Genomic DNA, 18,653 nt, shown 5'->3' with positions numbered 1-18,653 from the left:
TAGGAAGCTTTGATCATTGAGAAAAAAACAAAAATAGAGATAAATGTATGCGGGCTGTTGTAAGTAGCAACATTCGCTGTTGAATCGCGCCAAACCCTGTTCAATGAGCAAAAAATAGCGTTACAATGCAGTGTTTCTGTATGACTACAAACAACTCCTCAATTTATATAAATCAAGGAAAGCATAATCCTATGTCACGTCTTGCCACTCGTTTTGAACAGCTTAAATCTCAGCAACGTAAAGCGCTTGTTTCTTATGTTATGGCAGGTGACCCGCATCCACAGGTAACTGTTCCATTGCTGCATCAGATGGTTGAGGCGGGCGTTGATGTCATTGAGTTGGGACTGCCGTTCTCAGACCCAATGGCGGATGGCCCTGTAATTGCCTTAGCTGCTGAGCGTGCCCTGGCAGGTGGAACTAATACCCTTGACGCACTGGATATGGTCAAGGCCTTTCGTGAGACAGACCAAACGACACCAGTGGTGTTGATGGGATATTTAAACCCTGTTGAGGTGATTGGTTATGAAAAGTTCGTTGCCTATGCCAAAGACTGTGGCGTGGATGGCGTACTGCTGGTGGATTTGCCACCAGAGGAATCCAGGCAGTTTGGTGAAGTCTTGAAGCGAAACGAGATGGACCAGATCTTCCTGCTTGCACCAACCTCAACTGATCAGCGTATTCAGCATGTGGTCAATCAGGCCAGTGGCTTTGTGTACTATGTGTCACTTAAAGGCGTGACAGGTGCGGCAACACTGGACACCTCTGAGGCAGCGGCGCGTATTGCAAAAATCAAGTCCAAGACGACTGTACCTGTTGGTGTGGGTTTTGGAATCAGTGATGCAGCGTCTGCAAAAGCGATGGGACAGGTTGCCGATGCCGTGATTGTGGGAAGTGCTTTCGTTAAATCTTTTGCGACATTGCCAGCGGATGAGGCTGTGCAACAGACGGTGAATAAAGTGAAGGAGCTTCGAGCCGCGCTCGATGAGTTAGTATGAGTCAAGAACGATTGAGTCCAGAATCAGCAACAGGGAAAGTGCTTAGTCCCACAACACCCTGGACGGAACGTCAGGTGCCAGGGATTCAGGTTGCGGATGAACAGCAGACCTTTAAGTCAACTTTTACCGAGCCAACCATTGAATGTCCTGAATGTCATGCCTTGGTGACGCGTACAGCCATGTCATTCAACGCCTATGTGTGTCCGCAATGCGATGAACATTTGCGTATGAAGGCACGGGACCGCCTGACCTGGTTCTTCGATCAGGTCAACTCAGAGCTTGGTCAGGAATTTAGTGCCAAAGACCCGCTAAAGTTTGTGGATAGCAAGCCCTATCCTGAACGCATGCGTGAGGCGCAGGATAAAACAGGGGAATCAGAAGCATTGGTGGTGATGCAGGGCTCGCTCAAAGGTCTGGATTTGGTGGCATGCGCCTTTGAGTTTGACTTCATGGGCGGTTCAATGGGTACTGTGGTCGGTGACCGCTTTGTTCAGGCAGCTGAACGGGCAATTCAGCTACACCAGCCTTTAGTGTGTTTTGCGGCTTCAGGTGGCGCACGTATGCAGGAAGGCATGCTGTCCCTGATGCAAATGGCGCGTACCTCTGCGGCAATCCAGAAAATGAAGGAAGCACGTGTGCCTTATCTGGTGGTGTTGACCCATCCAGTTTATGGTGGGGTAACCGCATCACTGGCAATGCTGGGGGATGTTCATCTGGCTGAACCGAAAGCCATGATTGGTTTCGCAGGTAAACGGGTGATTGAGCAAACCGTACGTGAAAAACTGGAGGAACCATTCCAGCGAGCGGAATATCTGCTTGATCATGGTGTGGTCGATCAGATTGTTCATCGTCATGCGTTACGTGATACTGTATACAGACTAGTGGCTAAACTGATGAACTTACCTTGAAACTAGATGCTCCCCATTCAACAGATACACTCACAACATGGCTCGATTATTGGGGCCATGTTCATGTTACAGGCATTGATTTAGGGCTGGAGCGGGTGATTCCCGTTGCTGAGAGGCTGGGTGTGATGCAGCCAAAAGCCAGGGTGTTTACAGTTGCGGGCACCAATGGTAAAGGCTCAACCACAACCACATTGGCGGCGATTCTAAACGCACAGGGCTACAAGGTTGGGTTATATCAGTCACCACATATCTATCGCTTTAATGAACGGGTAAAGCTGGCTGGTCATGAGGTGGATGACCAGCGTTTGGTTGATGCCTTTGTGTGTGTTGATCAGGCGCGCCGTGAATGTGGTCTAAGTCTTTCTTTCTTTGAAGCCACCACATTGGCGGCCTTTGTTATTTTTAAACAGCAACAATGTGATGTCTGGGTACTTGAGGTTGGGCTGGGTGGTCGCCTTGATGTGGTCAACGTGATTGACCCTGATATAGCGGTGATTACCAATATTGGCCTGGACCATGTGGACTGGCTGGGTGATACCATTGAAAAAATTGCCTTTGAAAAGGCAGGTATTATCCGCCCAGACATTCCCGTTGTTTTCGCAGGGCAACAGCAACTGCCGCAGGCCATTCAGGATAAGGTGGATGAAACAAACGCCAGCCTGTATGCATTGAATCGGGATTATTTCTATCAACTGAATGATGATGGGCAGAGCTGGTCATTTGCATCATCTGGCACAACCTTAAAGCTTCCTGTGGGGCAGTTGGCCTTGGACAACATCTCCACTGCCGTGGCCGCGGTACTGGTGAGTGGGATTGAAATTTCACAGCAGGCCATTGCAACAGGTATTCAGCAGGCATGTTTGCAGGGGCGTTTTGAAATTCGCCAGATACAGGATAAAACCGTTATTTTTGATGCGGGACATAACCCGCATGGTGTCGAATTTTTATTGAATCAGTTGCGAAAATTCTTAAAATACAATAAACAGTACACAGAAGTTGTCGCAGTATTTTCGATGCTGGCAGATAAGGACATCGCGTCTGTCACCGATTTACTAAAAACAACAGTAAAAGATTGGTTTATTGCTACTTTAGATGTGCCGAGGGCTGCCCCAATGCAACAGTTGCACGAGGCATTGCAGGGCCAGCAGGTACATGAGTTTGGCAGTATCCAGCAAGCGTTTCAATCTGTGCTGAAACAATGTAATAACAATCAGCTGATTTTAGTCTGTGGTTCGTTTCATACCTTGGAAGCGATCTGGGAGTATTTAGAACAATGTCAATGAATAACAAGCAACGCTGGATGGGTGGCGTTGTTCTACTTGGAGGGGGTGTTTTGTTGGCAGCATTACTTCTCAAGGGAAATGAAGAAATAGAGCAGGATAAGACACAGGCTACAGTTACTCACCCTATTCCCAAAACCGAAACTCAGCCTAAAACAGCCCAGCCAGCACAAGAGGGGGAGATGGTCTCCTTGCAGCCTCTGGCTGTGGATGTTGAAACTGAAAAACGTTTGCTGGATGAACAGAAACGTGCGCGTGAAAAGGCGGTTGCTGAACAAGAGGCCCGTGCTGCCGAGTTCCTGAAAATGCAGCAGGAGGCTGAGGCTGCGGCTGCACGTAAAGCCGCTGAAGAGTACGCTGCAATCAATGCCCGTAGAACCGCGGCGCAGGAAAGTTCAGATAATATTCCACCAGAACTGGTTGAGGACGATCAGGCTAAGGCTCAACGACTTGCTGAAGAAAAACGTAAGCTGGAAGAAAAGAAGAAAGCCGAACAGCAAAAGGTAGAGCAGCAGAAAACTGACGCTGAAAAGAAGCTAGCTGAAGACAAGCGTAAGGCGGAAGCGGACAAGAAAGCTGAGGAAGATAAGCGTAAGGCTGAGGCCGACAAGAAAGCAGCCGAAGAAAAGAAACGTAAAGCTGAGGAAGATGCCAAGAAAGTAGCTGAAGATAAGCGTAAAGCTGAAGCAGAGAAGAAAGCGGCTGAAGAAAAACGCAAGGTTGAAGCGGATAAAAAAGCTGAGGAAGACAAGCGCAAAGCTGAGGCTGAAAAGAAAGCAGCGGCTGAAGAAAAGAAACGTAAAACTGAGGAAGATGCCAAGAAAAAGGCTGAGGCTGAAAAAGCCCGTCAGCTTATGGAAAATGGTGACAAAAACTGGATGGTACAGGTGGCGCTGGCGGCAAACCAGGCCAATGCCGATACAGTGGTGTCCAAATTGCGCGCCAAAGGTTATAAAGTCACCACCAGCCCAACCTCCAAGGGAATTCGGATTATGGTGGGGCCATCCAAAGATCGGGACACTGCTGATGCGGCACGTAAGAAAATTACCTCAGATGAAAGTCTGGGCATGAAGTCCGCCTGGGTGATTGACTGGGTTCCACTAGATCAACGTTAATAAAGTGCAATAGTGATTGCATTATTTGCACGGGTTCTTTATTGGGATGGATTCAACAGCTTTTGTTGAATCCATTTTACATTTTCAGGACTAAAAAGCTGGTCAATGTTCTTCCAGATGATATGGAATCCATAACCGCCTTGTTTCATCTCCTTAACAGCATCCTCAATTGACCAGTTCTCGAAAATAATACGATACATGGCAATGGTCGCGCCTGTACGGTCAGAACCATGATAACAATGTACCAGAACTTTCTGATTGTGTTGCTTCGCCGTTTGAATGGTCTGCATGGCTTCGAGTAAGTCATTCCGATCAATCGACCATGTATTGATGGGAATATGCACCAGATTAAATGGCTGATCCCTTAAAACCTTGGCATCTTCATTTCTTGTACGCAGGTTGATGACAGTGCCAATTTGATGTTTTTTCAGGAAAGGAATTAACTGGTTGCTGGGTTGTTCACTGCGAAAAACATCAGGACTGATTTGGTAAAAATTATGTGTATCTGAAATCAGTGCTCCCCAATGCTGGGGTCTTTGATGCTCCTCCAGACTTGAATGTTTCATACAACCACCCAAGCTTAGGGATGATATGAAAATAACAGTAATCAGTGTCTTATGCATATTATTGGTAACGATTGAATTCAACTGGATCATGCGCACAAATTAACTCAATGCTCGGTTCATGTTGAGCCAGATATTGTAATTGCTTTAGGTTGTGTAAACGTTGCTGGTTGTCCTCAGCCAATAATCGTTCTGTTAAATCTAATACCTTTAACCTGTTTTTAGGATTGAGTTCGCGATGTGAGAAATAGGCATCTCCACAGAATAAAATCCAGCCATCTTGTTTCTTGACCGCAATCGCACTATGTCCAAGCGTATGACCGATCAGGGGAACCATCAGGATTTCATCCTGAAACAGGGGGAGGCCTTTGACCTTTTGCAGGTTAAACCATGCCTCGCCATCAGTCTGTTCTGCAAAGTTCCAGTAACGGTGCTGTTTAAACTGTTCGGTTTTATAGCGAAGCTTTCCTTTGGCGGAAAGGGATTGGGTGGCATTAAATTCAGAGGCCAATACATGCACAGTGGCATTTGGAAAGTCTGAAATACCGCCAGCATGATCGAAATCAAGATGGGTTACAAAGATGTATTTCACATCGTTGGGGCTAAAGCCCAGTTGCTGGATCTGCTGGATGGCACTGAGTTTCAGGTTGGATTCAAACTGTCCAAATCGGCTGAGCAGCTTGCCCAAACGCTGTTCAGTATGTAGATAGTCCTGCAAGCCTAAACCTGTGTCAATCAGAACCAGACCCCGATCAGTCTCGACCAATAGACAGTGGCAGACCAAATGGGCTTTCCAGCCTTTTTGTCCAAACAAGGGGGCGCAAACGGGGCAGAAGCTGCCGCAATGCAGGTGGTGGATGTTATAGATCATGGTGATTTTTATTATGTTTCGAGTCGAATTATTCTTATAGCGTATTGATTCAAAAATACCAAGATTAAACATCCCCTAAATTCCATTGAATTTAGGGGAAGATTCTTTATTGCTACGCACTTTGTTTGTCTTTCGCTTCGCTTGAAGCCTTTAATCGGCTTCAATCTCTTAACTCACAGCATAGCTGTTCGTCTTCTTGCGAAGCTTTAGTCGCTTCTCAGGAACGAGCATTGCTCGTTTTATCCTCACTCAGGCTGTGGTGTTAGTCTTAAATAAGGTTTCACTGCTGTATAACCTTTAGGAAAGCGCTGCTTGATTTCCTTTTCATCTTTCAGTGATGGCACAATCACCACATCTTCACCCTGTTGCCAGTTGGCAGGTGTCGCCACTTTATGCTTGTCAGTCAGTTGTAGTGAATCCACCACACGCAACACTTCATTAAAGTTGCGGCCTGTTGAGGCAGGGTAGGTGATGATCAGGCGAACTTTCTTGTTCGGATCAATAATCACCAGTGAACGTACAGTCAAGGTTTCGCTGGCATTTGGGTGGATAAAACCATAAAGCTCAGACACCTTGCGGTCTTTATCCGCAATAATCGGGAAATTCACTGTGGTGTTCTGGGTCTCGTTAATGTCCTGAATCCAGCCCTTATGTGATTCAACATCATCCACAGACAGTGCAATTGCCTTGACGCCACGTTTTGCAAACTCATCCTTCAGCTTGGCAGTATAACCAAGCTCAGTGGTGCAGACAGGTGTGTAATCTGCGGGGTGTGAAAACAGGATTCCCCAGCCATCCCCTAGAAACTCATAAAAATCAATAACGCCCTCGCTTGATTCTTGTTGAAAATTTGGGGCAATATCACCTAAACGTAAGCTCATTCTTTATCTCCTCATTCTGCTTATCTGATGCTGTGTCTTTTTACTATGCGCCAATTTATATATGAATCAAATCATTGTTTTTTTATTTGATTATAAGTTTTTTATATATAGGTGAGATGTTGAGGATAAAAAAATGATCAGAATTTCACATGCAAATCGATGTAACTTAAATGCAAATTTGCTACATTAACGCTCTTTGGTTATGCATGTCAGAATCGCCTCGCAGATTTTTTTACCTGTTTGGATGCAAAGCACTTGTAGTTCTTATTTCTGACTCCATAATAACAACCAAGAAAAAATTAACCGACCTAGGGTTTGTTGATCTTTGTGACAAACCTTATAACAAACAGGATTAGAGAGTTTATTCATGTTGGCAAGTCTGATCGGAGGTATCTTCGGTACTAAAAATGAGCGTGAACTCAAACGCATGCGCAAAATTGTTGAACAAATCAATGCGCTGGAACCGACGATATCTGCTCTTGGCGATGCAGACCTCTCTGCAAAAACTCCAGAATTCAAACAACGTTTTCAGAACGGTGAAAGTCTAGATAAATTATTGCCTGAAGCCTTTGCAGTGTGCCGTGAGGCGGCAAAGCGTGTCATGGGCATGCGTCATTATGATGTGCAGTTGATTGGTGGTATCACCCTGCACGAAGGTAAAATTGCCGAGATGCGTACGGGTGAGGGTAAAACCCTGATGGGTACACTGGCCTGTTACCTCAATGCCTTGAGTGGTCAGGGTGTTCACGTCATTACCGTAAACGACTATCTGGCACAGCGTGATGCTGAGTTAAACCGTCCTTTATTCGAATTTTTAGGTTTAAGCATTGGGGTAATTTACTCCATGCAAATGCCTGCTGAAAAGGCACAGGCCTATAATTCTGACATTACCTATGGAACCAACAACGAATTTGGTTTCGACTATCTTCGTGACAACATGGTGTTTTCTCTGCAAGAGAAAAAACAGCGCGGTCTCAGCTATGCCATCATTGATGAAGTGGATTCAATCCTGATTGATGAGGCACGTACGCCGTTGATCATTTCAGGGCAGAGTGAAGACTCTTCCCATCTGTACCAGTTGATCAACAGTATTCCTCCACAACTACGTCCACAGAAAGAAGAAAAAGTGGCTGATGGCGGACATTTCTGGGTCGATGAAAAACAGCGTTCAGTTGAAATGACTGAAATCGGTTATGAAACCGTTGAACAGGAATTGATTCGCATGGGCCTGTTGGCCGAAGGTGAAAGCCTGTATTCAGCAGCAAACCTGAATCTGGTTCACCATGTGACTGCCGCAATCCGTGCACATTACCTTTATCAAAAGAACGTGCATTACATCATTGGCATTAATCCACAGTCACAAAAAGAAGAAGTCATCATTGTGGATGAGAGCACGGGTCGTACTATGCCTGGCCGTCGTTGGTCGGAAGGTCTGCATCAGGCGGTTGAAGCCAAAGAGAACATGGAAATTCAACCTGAGAACCAGACGCTGGCAACCACAACATTCCAGAACTATTTCCGTCTGTATAAAAAGCTTTCAGGGATGACGGGTACTGCCGATACTGAAGCAGCGGAAATGAAGGAAATCTATGGTCTGGATGTGGTGATTATTCCAACCCACCGTCCAATGGTTCGCCAAGACCACAATGACCTGATTTATTTAAACCGTAATGGTAAATACAGTGCCATTATCGAGGAAATCACCAATATCCGTCAGCAGGGTGTTGCGCCAATCCTGATTGGTACAGCCACCATTGAGGCCAGTGAAATCCTGTCTGCCAAACTATTGCAGGCTGGGATTCACCATGAAGTATTGAACGCCAAACAGCATGAGCGCGAGGCGGATATTATTGCACAGGCGGGTAGTCCAAATGCGGTGACCATTGCCACCAACATGGCGGGTCGTGGTACGGATATCTTGCTCGGCGGTAACTGGAAAGCTAAGCTGGCGAAAATTGAAAACCCAACCCCTGAAGATGAAGCACGTTTGCAGGCACAGTGGGAAAAAGACCATGAAGATGTTCTGGCATCGGGTGGTCTGCACATCATTGGCTCTGAACGCCATGAATCACGCCGTATTGATAACCAGCTACGTGGCCGTGCGGGCCGTCAGGGTGACCCTGGTGTTTCGCGTTTCTATCTGTCGCTTGAAGATGACCTGATGCGTATCTTCGCGGGTGACCGTGTGGTTGCCATGATGCGTGCAATGGGCCTGCAGGAAAATGAAGCCATTGAGCACAAGATGGTGAGCCGTTCAATTGAAAATGCACAGCGCAAGGTTGAGGCACGTAACTTCGATATTCGTAAGAACCTGTTGAAGTATGATGATGTCAATAATGAACAGCGTAAGATTATCTATTCGCAGCGTGATGAGGTTCTGGCGGAAAGCACACTACAAGCCTACATTGAGGAAATGCACCATGAAGTGGTGAAAGGCCTGATTGCGAACTTTATTCCACCAGAGTCGATTCATGACCAGTGGGACATTGCTGGCTTGGAAAATGCCCTGCGTACCGATTTGGGCATTGAGCTTCCTGTTCAGCAGTGGTTGGACCAAGACCGTCGTCTGGATGAAGAGGGGCTGATTGAGCGTATCTCGGATGAAGTGATCAGTCGTTATCGTCAGCGTCGTGAACAGATGGGTGATGAGTCAGCGGCGATGCTTGAGCGTCACTTTATGTTGAACTCACTGGATCGTCACTGGAAAGACCACTTGGCGGCGATGGACTACTTGCGTCAGGGTATCCATTTACGTGGCTATGCACAGAAAAATCCTGAGCAGGAATATAAGAAAGAGGCATTCAACCTGTTTGTGAATATGCTGGGTATTATCAAGTCTGACGTGGTGACGGATTTATCCCGTGTCCATGTTCCAACCGCTGAAGAACTGGCTGAGTTAGAGGCTCAACAGCAACGTCAGGCCGAATCAATGCGTCTTTCTTTTGAACATGATGATGTTGATGGCTTAACAGGCGAAGTAACCATTTCTGAAGAACCAGACCGTTCATTGGCAAATGCCCAGTTCGCAGTTCCAGAAAGCCGTAACGCACCATGTCCATGTGGTTCTGGCTTAAAATATAAGCAATGTCACGGTAAAATCTAGTTTTAGGCTGATTTTTAGTTGTGATGAAAAGCAGGACTTAAGTCCTGCTTTTTTTACGAGAAGTAACTTGAGTCACAGCTGACTTTATAGTTAGATTATTGGGATTATTATTCTTGATTGAATGTGTATTAAAAGCGGGAAAGCAATGAAAAAAACATTACAACTTTTGATTTTGGCAAGTGCGGCAGTCTCTGGTTTTGCAGTTGCGGAAGATGCACCACAAACAACCACTGTGGACAAGGTACTTGCCGCACAGGGCAACACCACCGCAGAGGCACAGGTAAAGCGTGATGTCACCACCATTATCAGCCCGCGCACAGGAATTCGTTATACCTTGGGTGATACAGGCAATCGTCCAATCGTTTTACAGACTGCGGCGATTGCGCCTGCAAACTCTGCCAATATCAACCGTATCGTGGCATCAAATCCTGCTTTGTCTGCCAAGAGTCAGGAAAAAGCCAAGATTGCCCTGATCGGTGAGGCGGCTGTTCAGGCGGCAGATATGTCAGCGCAAACCGCCAGTGCAACACCAGCACAGTAAGCCTGATTAGGGAAGAAATATAAAGCTATGTTTCTTCCCTTTAAATAATTCTGCTCACACAGGCAGATAAACAGGTGTATCCTGATTGAGAGTGGATACTAAACTGACCATTCAACTGTTCCATTCTCATGTGCATACTCTGCATACCAATACTGATTCCTGACTGTTTAACTGCATCAACATCAAAGCCAATTCCATCATCCTCAATTTTTAGAATCAGTTGTTGTCCCGAAAAGTATAATTTGATGGCTACATTTTTTGCCTGACTATGCTTAATAATATTGGTGAGCGCCTCTTCGGCAATTCTTAAAAGAGTGAGGCATTCTAATGGCGTGGGCTGGAATTCCCATTGTTCAGGAAAATACCATTCAGAATGAATGTCTAATTCCTCAAATAACTGATCAAAACGATGGCGTATGGGCGCACCCCATAAAACAGGGGATTCAGGAACCTTAACCCCATTACTTGAACCATGATCAATCACCTGCCTTAAATCATCGCGTAATAATTTTAAAATAGATACAAATTGTTGATTGCTGAGGTTGCTGTGGCTTTGATCAATCATGGCGATGGAACGCACTAGTGCACCTCCCAAACTGTCATGTAGATCATGGGCAAGATTGATTCGTTCCTGTAGCTTGATATTGGTCAATTCAAGCTGATGCTGGGTACTGAGGGAATCATTGAGTTCGGCCTTGACCGTTATGACTTTTTGTTCAAGTGTTTCATTGAATGCTTCAATCAGCTTCATATTACGTACTAGACGCATAGCAAGTGTAACGGAAATAAAAATGACGGTGACGGGCGTGGTATAAATGATTGTAAAATAATTTATTTCACTGTGCTTTAAGAATAAAAATAAATTATATAACCCCAGTAGTAAATATAGAACTAGGCATAATGCGAGTAAATATTGCTCGATTTGTTTAGAGTGATAAACAATATAAGGATAAATGAGGCAATTTAGGATAAAACCTAATATGGTGTAAATCAGGACAATTTTTAATACCCAATCCTGTTGTTGGACTGGCAAGATCAGCACCAGCACAGCAAAAATAACCACACTGAAACAGATAAACTTTTCAAGTTTAGGGTAGCTTTTACCTGAAAAACGCCATGTGTAAATAATAAAGCACACCACATAGCAGAGCAAAAACATGATGTTTGCCCGAGCCACATCAAAGGTATGAATAAAAGGGGCAGGGTCAGTACTAAGCAGATAATAGGTAAATATTGACCAAAACGCGCAGGCAAGGGCAAACCAGCCAAAGGCTGTTTCCTGCCGCCGTAATATCCAGATGGAAAAGCATAAAATACCCAGTGTAATGGAACAAATCAGCCGAACCAAATGAGAAAAGCGTTGATACCACCATTGTTGTTGATAGTGCTGGAAAGCCAAGTCAGGTTGACCCAGATAAATTTTCCCCAAGCCAGGTGACTGTGCTGCGATACCTGTCACCCGAATTAAAATTGTATTCTGTCCTTGATGTAAAGCAGCGGCGGGAAAGACCCAGTAACGGGGCATATTCCAGCTACGGGACAGGGGTTCTTGCAGGGATTGGTCTTGCCAGAGTAATTGCTGATTCAGATAAACTTGCCCTGCCATATTGATGGAATGAACGGCTAAGGCAATAGAAGTACGCTGGTTGGTCGGACAAAGATAATCCCAGTTGATTCGATACCAGACATGACCGTCATAATTTTTCCAGCGTTTCTGCCAATGGTCAGGTAACTGAACCATTTGCCAGCCTTTTTGTGGAAATTGAGAGGGTTCACTTGTGGCTTGGACAACCTGAATATGCCGAATTTCGGCAATACAGTCTGTTGAAGCATAAGAAGCTTTGAAGCTACTGATCAGGATAATAACAACACAACAAAACGCTAAAGTAGCCTTAAAGAGCGAGCAGTATCTATTGCCTCGGTTCGGGTACATACGGCAAGTTTCCGATAAATATGTTGAATGTGGGAATTTACAGTATGAGGAGACAAGTTAATCTGCTTGGCAATCGCTTTATTGGTTAGTCCTTTTGCCACCCACTCCAAAATTTCCAACTCTCGGCTAGAGAGTAACAGTTCCTGTTCTGACAAGGGATCTTGGTCTGATGGTGTCAACTTGATCTGCGATAAAATCTGCTGTGCAACAAACGGGTCAATCGGTGAACCACCTTTGAAGATACTGCGTAATAATAGGGTCAGTTCAAAGTCATCACGTTCCTTAAGCAGATAACCTGTTGCGCCTGCCTGAATTGCCGACAAAATATCGGATTGTGTATTCCATGCAGAAATGACAAGAATGGGAATATCAGTATCATGACAACGCACATGTTGGATCAGTTCCCGACCATGTCCATCAGGCAAGCCTAAGTCAACAATACAAAAACCAATCTCATGCTGTCCAAACAACACTTTGGCATCTGCAATGGTGGTACTAAAAAAGACGCTATCCAGTGAATAACCAACAGACAATAGCAAGTAGGACAATCTGCGCTGCATAACAGGATCATCTTCAAGCACCAATACAGGTGTTGGTAAAATCAGTTCTAAATGCGACATTGTCTTCTGTTCTATGATTTTCAATCTATGCTGTAGTATAGAGAACAGCCATATAAATTGACCATCACTTAAATAAGTGATTCATATGTTTTATATATGATACTTTTATGATCAGAGGCCTATATTTATAGTTAAAATCACTTATTTGAGTGATAGCGATACACGCCATAAAAGATTCAGTAAAAAACCGCAATAGGATTTAATTATCATATTACGGTCATTTTATTGGAGCGAGTAAAACAGTTTATTGTTTCCTGTTCTTAAAGGTTGGTTCACATTATTTAAAGCGATTGGCAATCACTTTACCCATGTATTTTTCCACCTCATTGATATTTTTTAACTGCCCCAGAACCATAAATTTGGCATTATTAAAGTTATTTTCAACAGCATTTGTTGTGCTTAAACGACGTGACCAGTGTGGGTATCCTGATGGATCATTCACCCAAACGGCATAATCACCCGTCGCTGTCACAAATGCGGATGCAGGTGCACCATTGGCTACCGCCATATCTTTGACCGTAGCTTTAGCACGAGCCGCAGGATCACTAAATAACCCATACCAAATACTATTTTCCATATACATCCAGTTGGTTAAATTTAGCATTTCATTGCGGGCTGTTGGATTAAGGGGTAAGTATTCTGGTCCAGTCAATCGGGTTAATACGTTCTGTGGTGTTCCTGTATTATCGTTAAAATTCGTGTAATTAAAATCACCTACAGGATAAATCACATAAGGCAGAATATTTTTGTTATAGCCTTGGTAGACATTGATAAACATACCTGAGATCGGCAATTCAGCCTGTGGCGCAAGTGCCAGATAATTATTACGGGCTGTTTTCAGTTCATGGAATAAAACACACTGACGTTTATAGGTCACGGATGAGGACAGCGTATCTGGACAATCCTGTGCAGGGATATTATTTTCCTGATCCAGCGCATTGTAATATTCCATAAAGAGATAATATGCCATCGTATTGATATCATCATAATATTGAACATGATTTTGAATGGCGGTAATCACTTTTGGACCAAAGAACACGGTTTTATTGAGATCTGAACTTTGTGGAAATTGTACATTGATCAGGTTTTCAATCATCGACGCATTACCCACAGTTCCATTCAGGGTGGAAGAGACGAGGGTACGCTTGGTCATCAGGTTTTCAATGGCAGTTTTCAGTCGTTTACGTTCATTAGGTTGTAATGAAGATGGCAATTGATGTGCATTTTGTAAATCAAACAGAATAATTTTAACCTGTTCCACATATTCTGATAATGCAGTGGTTTGGGTCAGTAATTGCTGAATACGTTGCTGTTGGGCAGCACTTTCCAGCTTCACATCAATTTTTTCGATTTGTCGTAAAGTTTCCTGAACGCCACTTTGAATCTGGTTGATCTGGTTACTCATCACATCCAGTTTCTGGTTCACCTGACCCAATTGTGCCATGATTTCATTATGGCGTTCTGATGCCTCAAAATCACTTCCCAGCCCCATAAAACTGAGGGCCTTGCCCATAAGCTCGCCACCAATCGCACCAACAGCACCTTTTGCCAACTCGATACCAATGCCTTTCACCAAAGGATTCAGCCCAAGTAAAGGTTTATAGGGATGCTGTAAGGTGGCATCAGCCGCGATTTGATCAACCGTTTTATTGATTTGGGCATCAAGGCCAATGCCTGCTTTATTGGCTTCGATGAGATGGTCTGAGACAAAACGGGCTGCATTAAACAGGTTCGGATCAACGCCGTCCTGTGAGCTTAAGTCTTCAGGTAGCATTAAATAATACGAAACCCGTTTTTCCGCATCAGCCAAAGACAGGTTTTTTTGCTGGACTAAACGATCTACCAGCGTAGAACGAACATCAACCTGAATGATGCTATTCAATTGCTTAGGTGTAACGGACGTTGATAATATCGCACAACTGAGTTCCACTAATGTATCAGTACAGGCCTTACTTTCAATACGTAACTGCTTTAATTGTTGTTCTGTAACAGGCAGGGTCTCGACTAAAAAATTGCCGTTATTAAAGCTTTTACTGTTGGCAACTTCGGTTGTTCCACTGAACACCTTAAACTGGGTATCTGTGGATGGTATCGCCAGTGTAATTTCACCCCTGAGCGTTTGTACTGTTTTCACTGGTTCTATAACAGTTGGACTATGATCATCATCGTTATCCTGATGACATGCAGACAGTGAAGTGGCAATCAGTGTTGCCACCACTGTTTTTGAGAAGAAATGGGGGGTAAATCTATTCATGTCATCATCCTTTATGGTAAATAGCACTATAAGGATTTGTAAATTATAGAATTATTATTTTGATGTATATCACTCATACTGAGTATTTTTGAGTCTTGAAACACGGGTTTATATATAGAATTATGCGCTGTTTGTATATCACTTATATTAATTACTTTTACGCTTTCAGATGAAAATCCTAACTTTTTAAATAATGAACATAGCAAGGACATCACCTAATTTAGCTTGCAGCCCCGCAAGAGAATTGAAGTGATGCCCATTTATAAAATTTATTATTTTTGAATGGAATCAACCATTGTTACCCAACCTTTGATAAGGAATCTATCTTTATTCAAGGTTGAGTGTCGCATAAGTAAATATGAGACCAGCCTTTATAAAAAGCTTGGCAGCAAGATGAGCCCGATAATCATGCCAAACAGCAGCCATTTAGATACATAGTATAGACGACGGTTACGTTGCTTTAAGCCACGACCATAATGGTGTACAGCATAGCCGTATTTAAAGATGCGATTGATAAAGCCAGTTTTGTCCTGATCATCATTTGGCGAGCTTGCCGCAGACATGACATTGCGTCCAAACCAGTGGTTAAAACGTTGTGCCCAGCCCCATTTCATCGGACGTTCGATGTCACAGAACAGGATAATACGGGTTTGATCAGTCTGGTTATGTGCCCAATGCACATAGGTTTCATCAAAAACGGTGGCTTCACCATCTCTCCAGCTATAACGTTCCTGATCGACCTCAATGAAGCAATCATCGCTATTTGGTGTGACTAAACCTAAATGATAACGAACTGAACCTGCATAAGGGTCGCGGTGTTTGCCTAAATAACTTCCTGATGGTAGCTCAGTAAACATGGCAGCTTTGACAGAGGGAATACTTTCCAGTAATGCCACTGTTTTAGGACAAAGTTGCTGCGCCGATGGGTGGCTGTCCTGATACCATTTTAAGTAGAAACGTTTCCAGCCACGTTTAAAGAATGTGTTAAAACCCGCATCATTATTTTTTTCCGCCGCCTTAATCTGGCTTTGGAGCTGAATGGCTTCCTCACGAATCACCTGCCAGTTATCCTGCAATGGCTTGAGCTCTGGGAACTGTGCCACATCAAAGAATGGTTGGTTTGGGAGCTTTGAGAAGCCAGTCATAAACATATTGACGGGTGCCAAAAACGTGGAATGATCAAATAATTGTCTAGAGGCTTTTAAGCGTTCTTTACCGCGATAATAGGTATATAAGAAGCTGAGCAAAAATACGGCAACGATAATCACTGCGTACATAACACAATCGTCTAAAAAAATGGAAGCGGTAATTTTACCATAAAAAATATTTTGGAAAATGTTGTGATCTATTTAACGGGGAGGGCTTGGGTATTGCCCGATAAATGGTATTCCAGATGATCCAGGTTTTTTTATTTTTGGATCATCTGGAAAATGAGATTTAAATCTGGTTGTTTACATCATCATGCTTGGTTTCACGAATCAGTAAAAACGCGATTAAAGAGAGAATGGATGCCAAACTGAGATATAAACCAACGGCACCCAGACCATAATTTTCCGCCAGTTTGGTGGCGATATAAGGGGCAAAAGACGCACCGAAAATACCTGCCAAATTGAATGTCAGGGCTGAACCTGTGTAGCGTACTGAGGTTGGGAAAATCTCAGAAAGTACAGTGCCAATCGGGCCATAAGTCAGTCCCATGATGGAAAGGCCAATACAGAGGAACAGGAACACCAGTATTGGGTTGCCTGAACCTAGTAATGGCGCAAAGCATAATCCGAACAGTGCTGAAAGTATGCAGACAGCAATCGAGGTATTTTTACGGCCAAACTTCTCTGCAAAAATCGCAGACAGCGGAATAAATGCTGCAAAGCATAGCGTGGCGATCAACTGCAAGCCAAGAAAATCACCGCGCGCATAACCCAGCTTGGAGGTTCCCCAGTTTAACGCGAACACGGTGGTGAGATAGAACACCACAAAGGTACAGATTGCGGCAATGGTGCCCAATACCAACATCGGGAAATGCTTGGTCATAACTTCCTTGAAAGGGACATTGACCTCTTTCTGCTTATTCAATACCTTTTGGAAAGCAGGCGTTTCATGCAGTTTTAAACGGATATACAAACCGACCAACACCAGAATTGCACTGGAGATAAATGGGATCCGCCAGCCCCATGTCATAAAGGCCTGCTCAGACATAAAGGCATTCAGCAGTAGGAATGAACCTGTTGCCAGAATAAAGCCAATCGGTGCGCCAAGTTGTGGGAACATGCCATACCATGCACGTTTACCCTCTGGAGCATTTTCAGTGGCAAGTAAAACCGCGCCACTCCATTCACCACCCAAGCCTAAACCTTGTCCTAAACGGCATAAGGCAAGTAGCAATGGGGCAACAATGCCAATCTGGGCATATGTCGGAAGCAGACCAATACAGACAGTGGAAATTCCCATGGTGAGTAGGGCGGCAACCAGTGTGGCTTTACGTCCAATTCGATCACCCAGATGTCCAAAAATCGCCGCACCAATTGGGCGGGCAATAAAGGCGATGGCAAAGGTTGCCAGTGATTTGAGTACCGCAGCACCATCACTGCTTTCTGGGAAAAATAAATGGGGGAAAATCAGGACTGCCGCTGTGGCATAGATATAAAAGTCGAAAAACTCAATCGTAGTACCCACCAGACTGGCAAATAATACCCGTACCTTTGAATTACTGGCCACTTCAGTGGTGACAGTCGTAGCGTTTGACGACATACAAAACCTTAATGTGATTTATTCAGGAAACAGTAAAACCTTTCCTGAAAATTTCTTTTGAATGCGGAATTTACCCAGCAAGCTGCCTGCGATGCATGGACTTATAATACATAGCAATAGATCGCTAAAAAGTGTAAACCTGCCCCTAATAGCACAAAAACATGCCAAATTGCGTGGGTATATCTTACCTTTTTTAAAGCATAAAACAATGTGCCGACCGTATAGGCGAGTCCGCCTGCGACTAACAGCTGTATTGCGCCTTTCGCAAGATAACGTTGCATATCGTCCATGACCAAAACCGCCAACCACCCCATCACCAGATAGGCCGCAAGGGACACTTTCTGGAAACGGTGAATAAACACCAACTTAAACAGTGTTCCAATCAATGCAATGACCCAGAGGGCAATCAGTAAGTCGTGTGCCTTTGCCGTTGGAATGGCAATGCTGAGAAAAGGCGTGTAAGTCCCTGCAATTAAATAATAAATGGCAGTATGATCGAGCTTTTTATACCAATAACGTTTACGTTCGTCCTGGGCAAAGTGATACAACATTGAACTGCTGAGCAATAACACCAGACTCAGACCATAGACCCATAAGCTGATCCATTGTCCCAAAGGTAAACCATAGCCTTTCACAATCAGAAAAATGGTAGCAATCAATGCCAGTACGGCACCCAGGCCATGACTATAGGCATTGATCAGTTCTTCTTTGGGATCATAATCGAGTGGGGAGGTTGAAGCCATTCACAGTTCATCTGAATAAAAATACAACTGTATCGTAATGCAATTTCCCTTTTAAAGTAAGACGCTTTAAAATTTAGTTTCCATTTGTCAGGTTTTCA

Annotated in this window: 15 protein-coding genes; 6 read left to right on the top strand and 9 right to left on the bottom strand. The window is 44.2% G+C overall.

The window, feature by feature from the left end; all coding sequences use genetic code 11:
* The first annotated feature begins 191 nt into the window (after positions 1-191).
* Genes trpA through QTA56_RS15710 form a run of 4 tightly spaced genes read left to right on the top strand, consistent with a single transcriptional unit; the run spans position 192 to position 4,298 of the window.
* Positions 192-995 carry a tryptophan synthase subunit alpha gene (trpA, locus tag QTA56_RS15725; protein ID WP_267981937.1) on the top strand — a complete coding sequence of 268 codons (804 nt, stop codon included), beginning with the start codon at positions 192-194 and terminating at the stop codon, positions 993-995.
* The gene (gene accD, locus QTA56_RS15720; protein WP_267981936.1) at positions 992-1,903 is read left to right on the top strand and encodes an acetyl-CoA carboxylase, carboxyltransferase subunit beta; all 912 of its coding nucleotides are present in this window, start codon (positions 992-994) and stop codon (positions 1,901-1,903) included. Before trpA ends, accD begins: the two co-directional genes overlap by 4 nt.
* Positions 1,900-3,186: a bifunctional tetrahydrofolate synthase/dihydrofolate synthase gene (folC, locus tag QTA56_RS15715; protein WP_267981935.1), complete on the top strand. Its 1,287-nt coding sequence runs from the start codon at positions 1,900-1,902 to the stop codon at positions 3,184-3,186. The genes accD and folC overlap by 4 nt, the downstream gene beginning before the upstream one ends.
* Positions 3,177-4,298: an SPOR domain-containing protein gene (locus tag QTA56_RS15710; protein WP_267981934.1), complete on the top strand. Its 1,122-nt coding sequence runs from the start codon at positions 3,177-3,179 to the stop codon at positions 4,296-4,298. The genes folC and QTA56_RS15710 overlap by 10 nt, the downstream gene beginning before the upstream one ends.
* Before the next feature lie 38 nt (positions 4,299-4,336).
* Here QTA56_RS15710 and QTA56_RS15705 read toward each other — a convergent pair whose 3' ends face one another.
* From QTA56_RS15705 to QTA56_RS15695, 3 genes are all read right to left on the bottom strand, one after another.
* On the bottom strand, positions 4,337-4,921 hold the full coding sequence (locus QTA56_RS15705; RefSeq protein WP_267982024.1) for a dual specificity protein phosphatase family protein: 585 nt from the start codon (positions 4,919-4,921) through the stop codon (positions 4,337-4,339).
* Position 4,922: 1 nt separating this feature from the next.
* On the bottom strand, positions 4,923-5,732 hold the full coding sequence (locus QTA56_RS15700; RefSeq protein WP_267982023.1) for an MBL fold metallo-hydrolase: 810 nt from the start codon (positions 5,730-5,732) through the stop codon (positions 4,923-4,925).
* 245 nt (positions 5,733-5,977) lie between these two features.
* Positions 5,978-6,613: a peroxiredoxin gene (locus QTA56_RS15695; RefSeq protein WP_267981933.1), complete on the bottom strand. Its 636-nt coding sequence runs from the start codon at positions 6,611-6,613 to the stop codon at positions 5,978-5,980.
* A 367-nt stretch (positions 6,614-6,980) separates the two neighbouring features.
* Between QTA56_RS15695 and secA the strand changes: the two genes are divergently transcribed.
* Together secA and QTA56_RS15685 are read left to right on the top strand one after the other, a co-directional pair.
* Entirely contained in the window at positions 6,981-9,716 is a 2,736-nt protein-coding gene (secA, locus tag QTA56_RS15690; RefSeq protein WP_267981932.1) for a preprotein translocase subunit SecA, read from the top strand.
* A 145-nt stretch (positions 9,717-9,861) separates the two neighbouring features.
* The gene (locus QTA56_RS15685; protein WP_267981931.1) at positions 9,862-10,257 is read left to right on the top strand and encodes a hypothetical protein; all 396 of its coding nucleotides are present in this window, start codon (positions 9,862-9,864) and stop codon (positions 10,255-10,257) included.
* A 40-nt stretch (positions 10,258-10,297) separates the two neighbouring features.
* Here the strand turns inward: QTA56_RS15685 and QTA56_RS15680 are convergent, their stop codons facing one another.
* The 6 genes from QTA56_RS15680 to trhA all read right to left on the bottom strand — a co-directional run bounded on the left by QTA56_RS15680 (position 10,298) and on the right by trhA (position 18,555).
* Positions 10,298-12,190 carry a sensor histidine kinase gene (locus tag QTA56_RS15680; protein WP_267981930.1) on the bottom strand — a complete coding sequence of 631 codons (1,893 nt, stop codon included), beginning with the start codon at positions 12,188-12,190 and terminating at the stop codon, positions 10,298-10,300.
* Positions 12,139-12,810 carry a LuxR C-terminal-related transcriptional regulator gene (locus tag QTA56_RS15675; protein WP_267981929.1) on the bottom strand — a complete coding sequence of 224 codons (672 nt, stop codon included), beginning with the start codon at positions 12,808-12,810 and terminating at the stop codon, positions 12,139-12,141. The genes QTA56_RS15680 and QTA56_RS15675 overlap by 52 nt, the downstream gene beginning before the upstream one ends.
* A gap of 277 nt (positions 12,811-13,087) precedes the next feature.
* Positions 13,088-15,064: a hypothetical protein gene (locus QTA56_RS15670; protein ID WP_267981928.1), complete on the bottom strand. Its 1,977-nt coding sequence runs from the start codon at positions 15,062-15,064 to the stop codon at positions 13,088-13,090.
* Between the two features lie 371 nt (positions 15,065-15,435).
* Entirely contained in the window at positions 15,436-16,341 is a 906-nt protein-coding gene (lpxO, locus tag QTA56_RS15665; RefSeq protein WP_267981927.1) for a lipid A hydroxylase LpxO, read from the bottom strand.
* Positions 16,342-16,501: 160 nt separating this feature from the next.
* Complete coding sequence (locus QTA56_RS15660) at positions 16,502-17,812, bottom strand: MFS transporter (protein WP_267981926.1); 1,311 nt, start codon at positions 17,810-17,812, stop codon at positions 16,502-16,504.
* A 101-nt stretch (positions 17,813-17,913) separates the two neighbouring features.
* Positions 17,914-18,555 (bottom strand): PAQR family membrane homeostasis protein TrhA, encoded by a 642-nt coding sequence (gene trhA / locus QTA56_RS15655; RefSeq protein WP_267981925.1) that lies wholly within the window; start codon positions 18,553-18,555, stop codon positions 17,914-17,916.
* Positions 18,556-18,653 lie beyond the last annotated feature (98 nt).

The organism is Acinetobacter thutiue, from assembly GCF_030385805.1.
GTDB classification, from domain to species: domain Bacteria; phylum Pseudomonadota; class Gammaproteobacteria; order Pseudomonadales; family Moraxellaceae; genus Acinetobacter; species Acinetobacter corruptisaponis.
The sequence above is the reverse complement of the archived record's forward strand: the minus strand, read 5'-3'. Positions and strand labels throughout refer to the sequence as shown.

Coding starts and splice junctions, on each gene's coding strand:
- QTA56_RS15660 (WP_267981926.1), bottom strand. CDS start 17,812: ATGTCGTCAAACGCTACGACTGTCACCACTGAAGTGGCCAGTAATTCA.
- QTA56_RS15680 (WP_267981930.1), bottom strand. CDS start 12,190: ATGTACCCGAACCGAGGCAATAGATACTGCTCGCTCTTTAAGGCTACT.
- QTA56_RS15710 (WP_267981934.1), top strand. CDS start 3,177: ATGTCAATGAATAACAAGCAACGCTGGATGGGTGGCGTTGTTCTACTT.
- QTA56_RS15675 (WP_267981929.1), bottom strand. CDS start 12,810: ATGTCGCATTTAGAACTGATTTTACCAACACCTGTATTGGTGCTTGAA.
- trpA (WP_267981937.1), top strand. CDS start 192: ATGTCACGTCTTGCCACTCGTTTTGAACAGCTTAAATCTCAGCAACGT.
- trhA (WP_267981925.1), bottom strand. CDS start 18,555: ATGGCTTCAACCTCCCCACTCGATTATGATCCCAAAGAAGAACTGATC.
- QTA56_RS15695 (WP_267981933.1), bottom strand. CDS start 6,613: ATGAGCTTACGTTTAGGTGATATTGCCCCAAATTTTCAACAAGAATCA.
- QTA56_RS15670 (WP_267981928.1), bottom strand. CDS start 15,064: ATGAATAGATTTACCCCCCATTTCTTCTCAAAAACAGTGGTGGCAACA.
- QTA56_RS15685 (WP_267981931.1), top strand. CDS start 9,862: ATGAAAAAAACATTACAACTTTTGATTTTGGCAAGTGCGGCAGTCTCT.
- QTA56_RS15700 (WP_267982023.1), bottom strand. CDS start 5,732: ATGATCTATAACATCCACCACCTGCATTGCGGCAGCTTCTGCCCCGTT.
- lpxO (WP_267981927.1), bottom strand. CDS start 16,341: ATGTACGCAGTGATTATCGTTGCCGTATTTTTGCTCAGCTTCTTATAT.
- secA (WP_267981932.1), top strand. CDS start 6,981: ATGTTGGCAAGTCTGATCGGAGGTATCTTCGGTACTAAAAATGAGCGT.
- accD (WP_267981936.1), top strand. CDS start 992: ATGAGTCAAGAACGATTGAGTCCAGAATCAGCAACAGGGAAAGTGCTT.
- QTA56_RS15705 (WP_267982024.1), bottom strand. CDS start 4,921: ATGCATAAGACACTGATTACTGTTATTTTCATATCATCCCTAAGCTTG.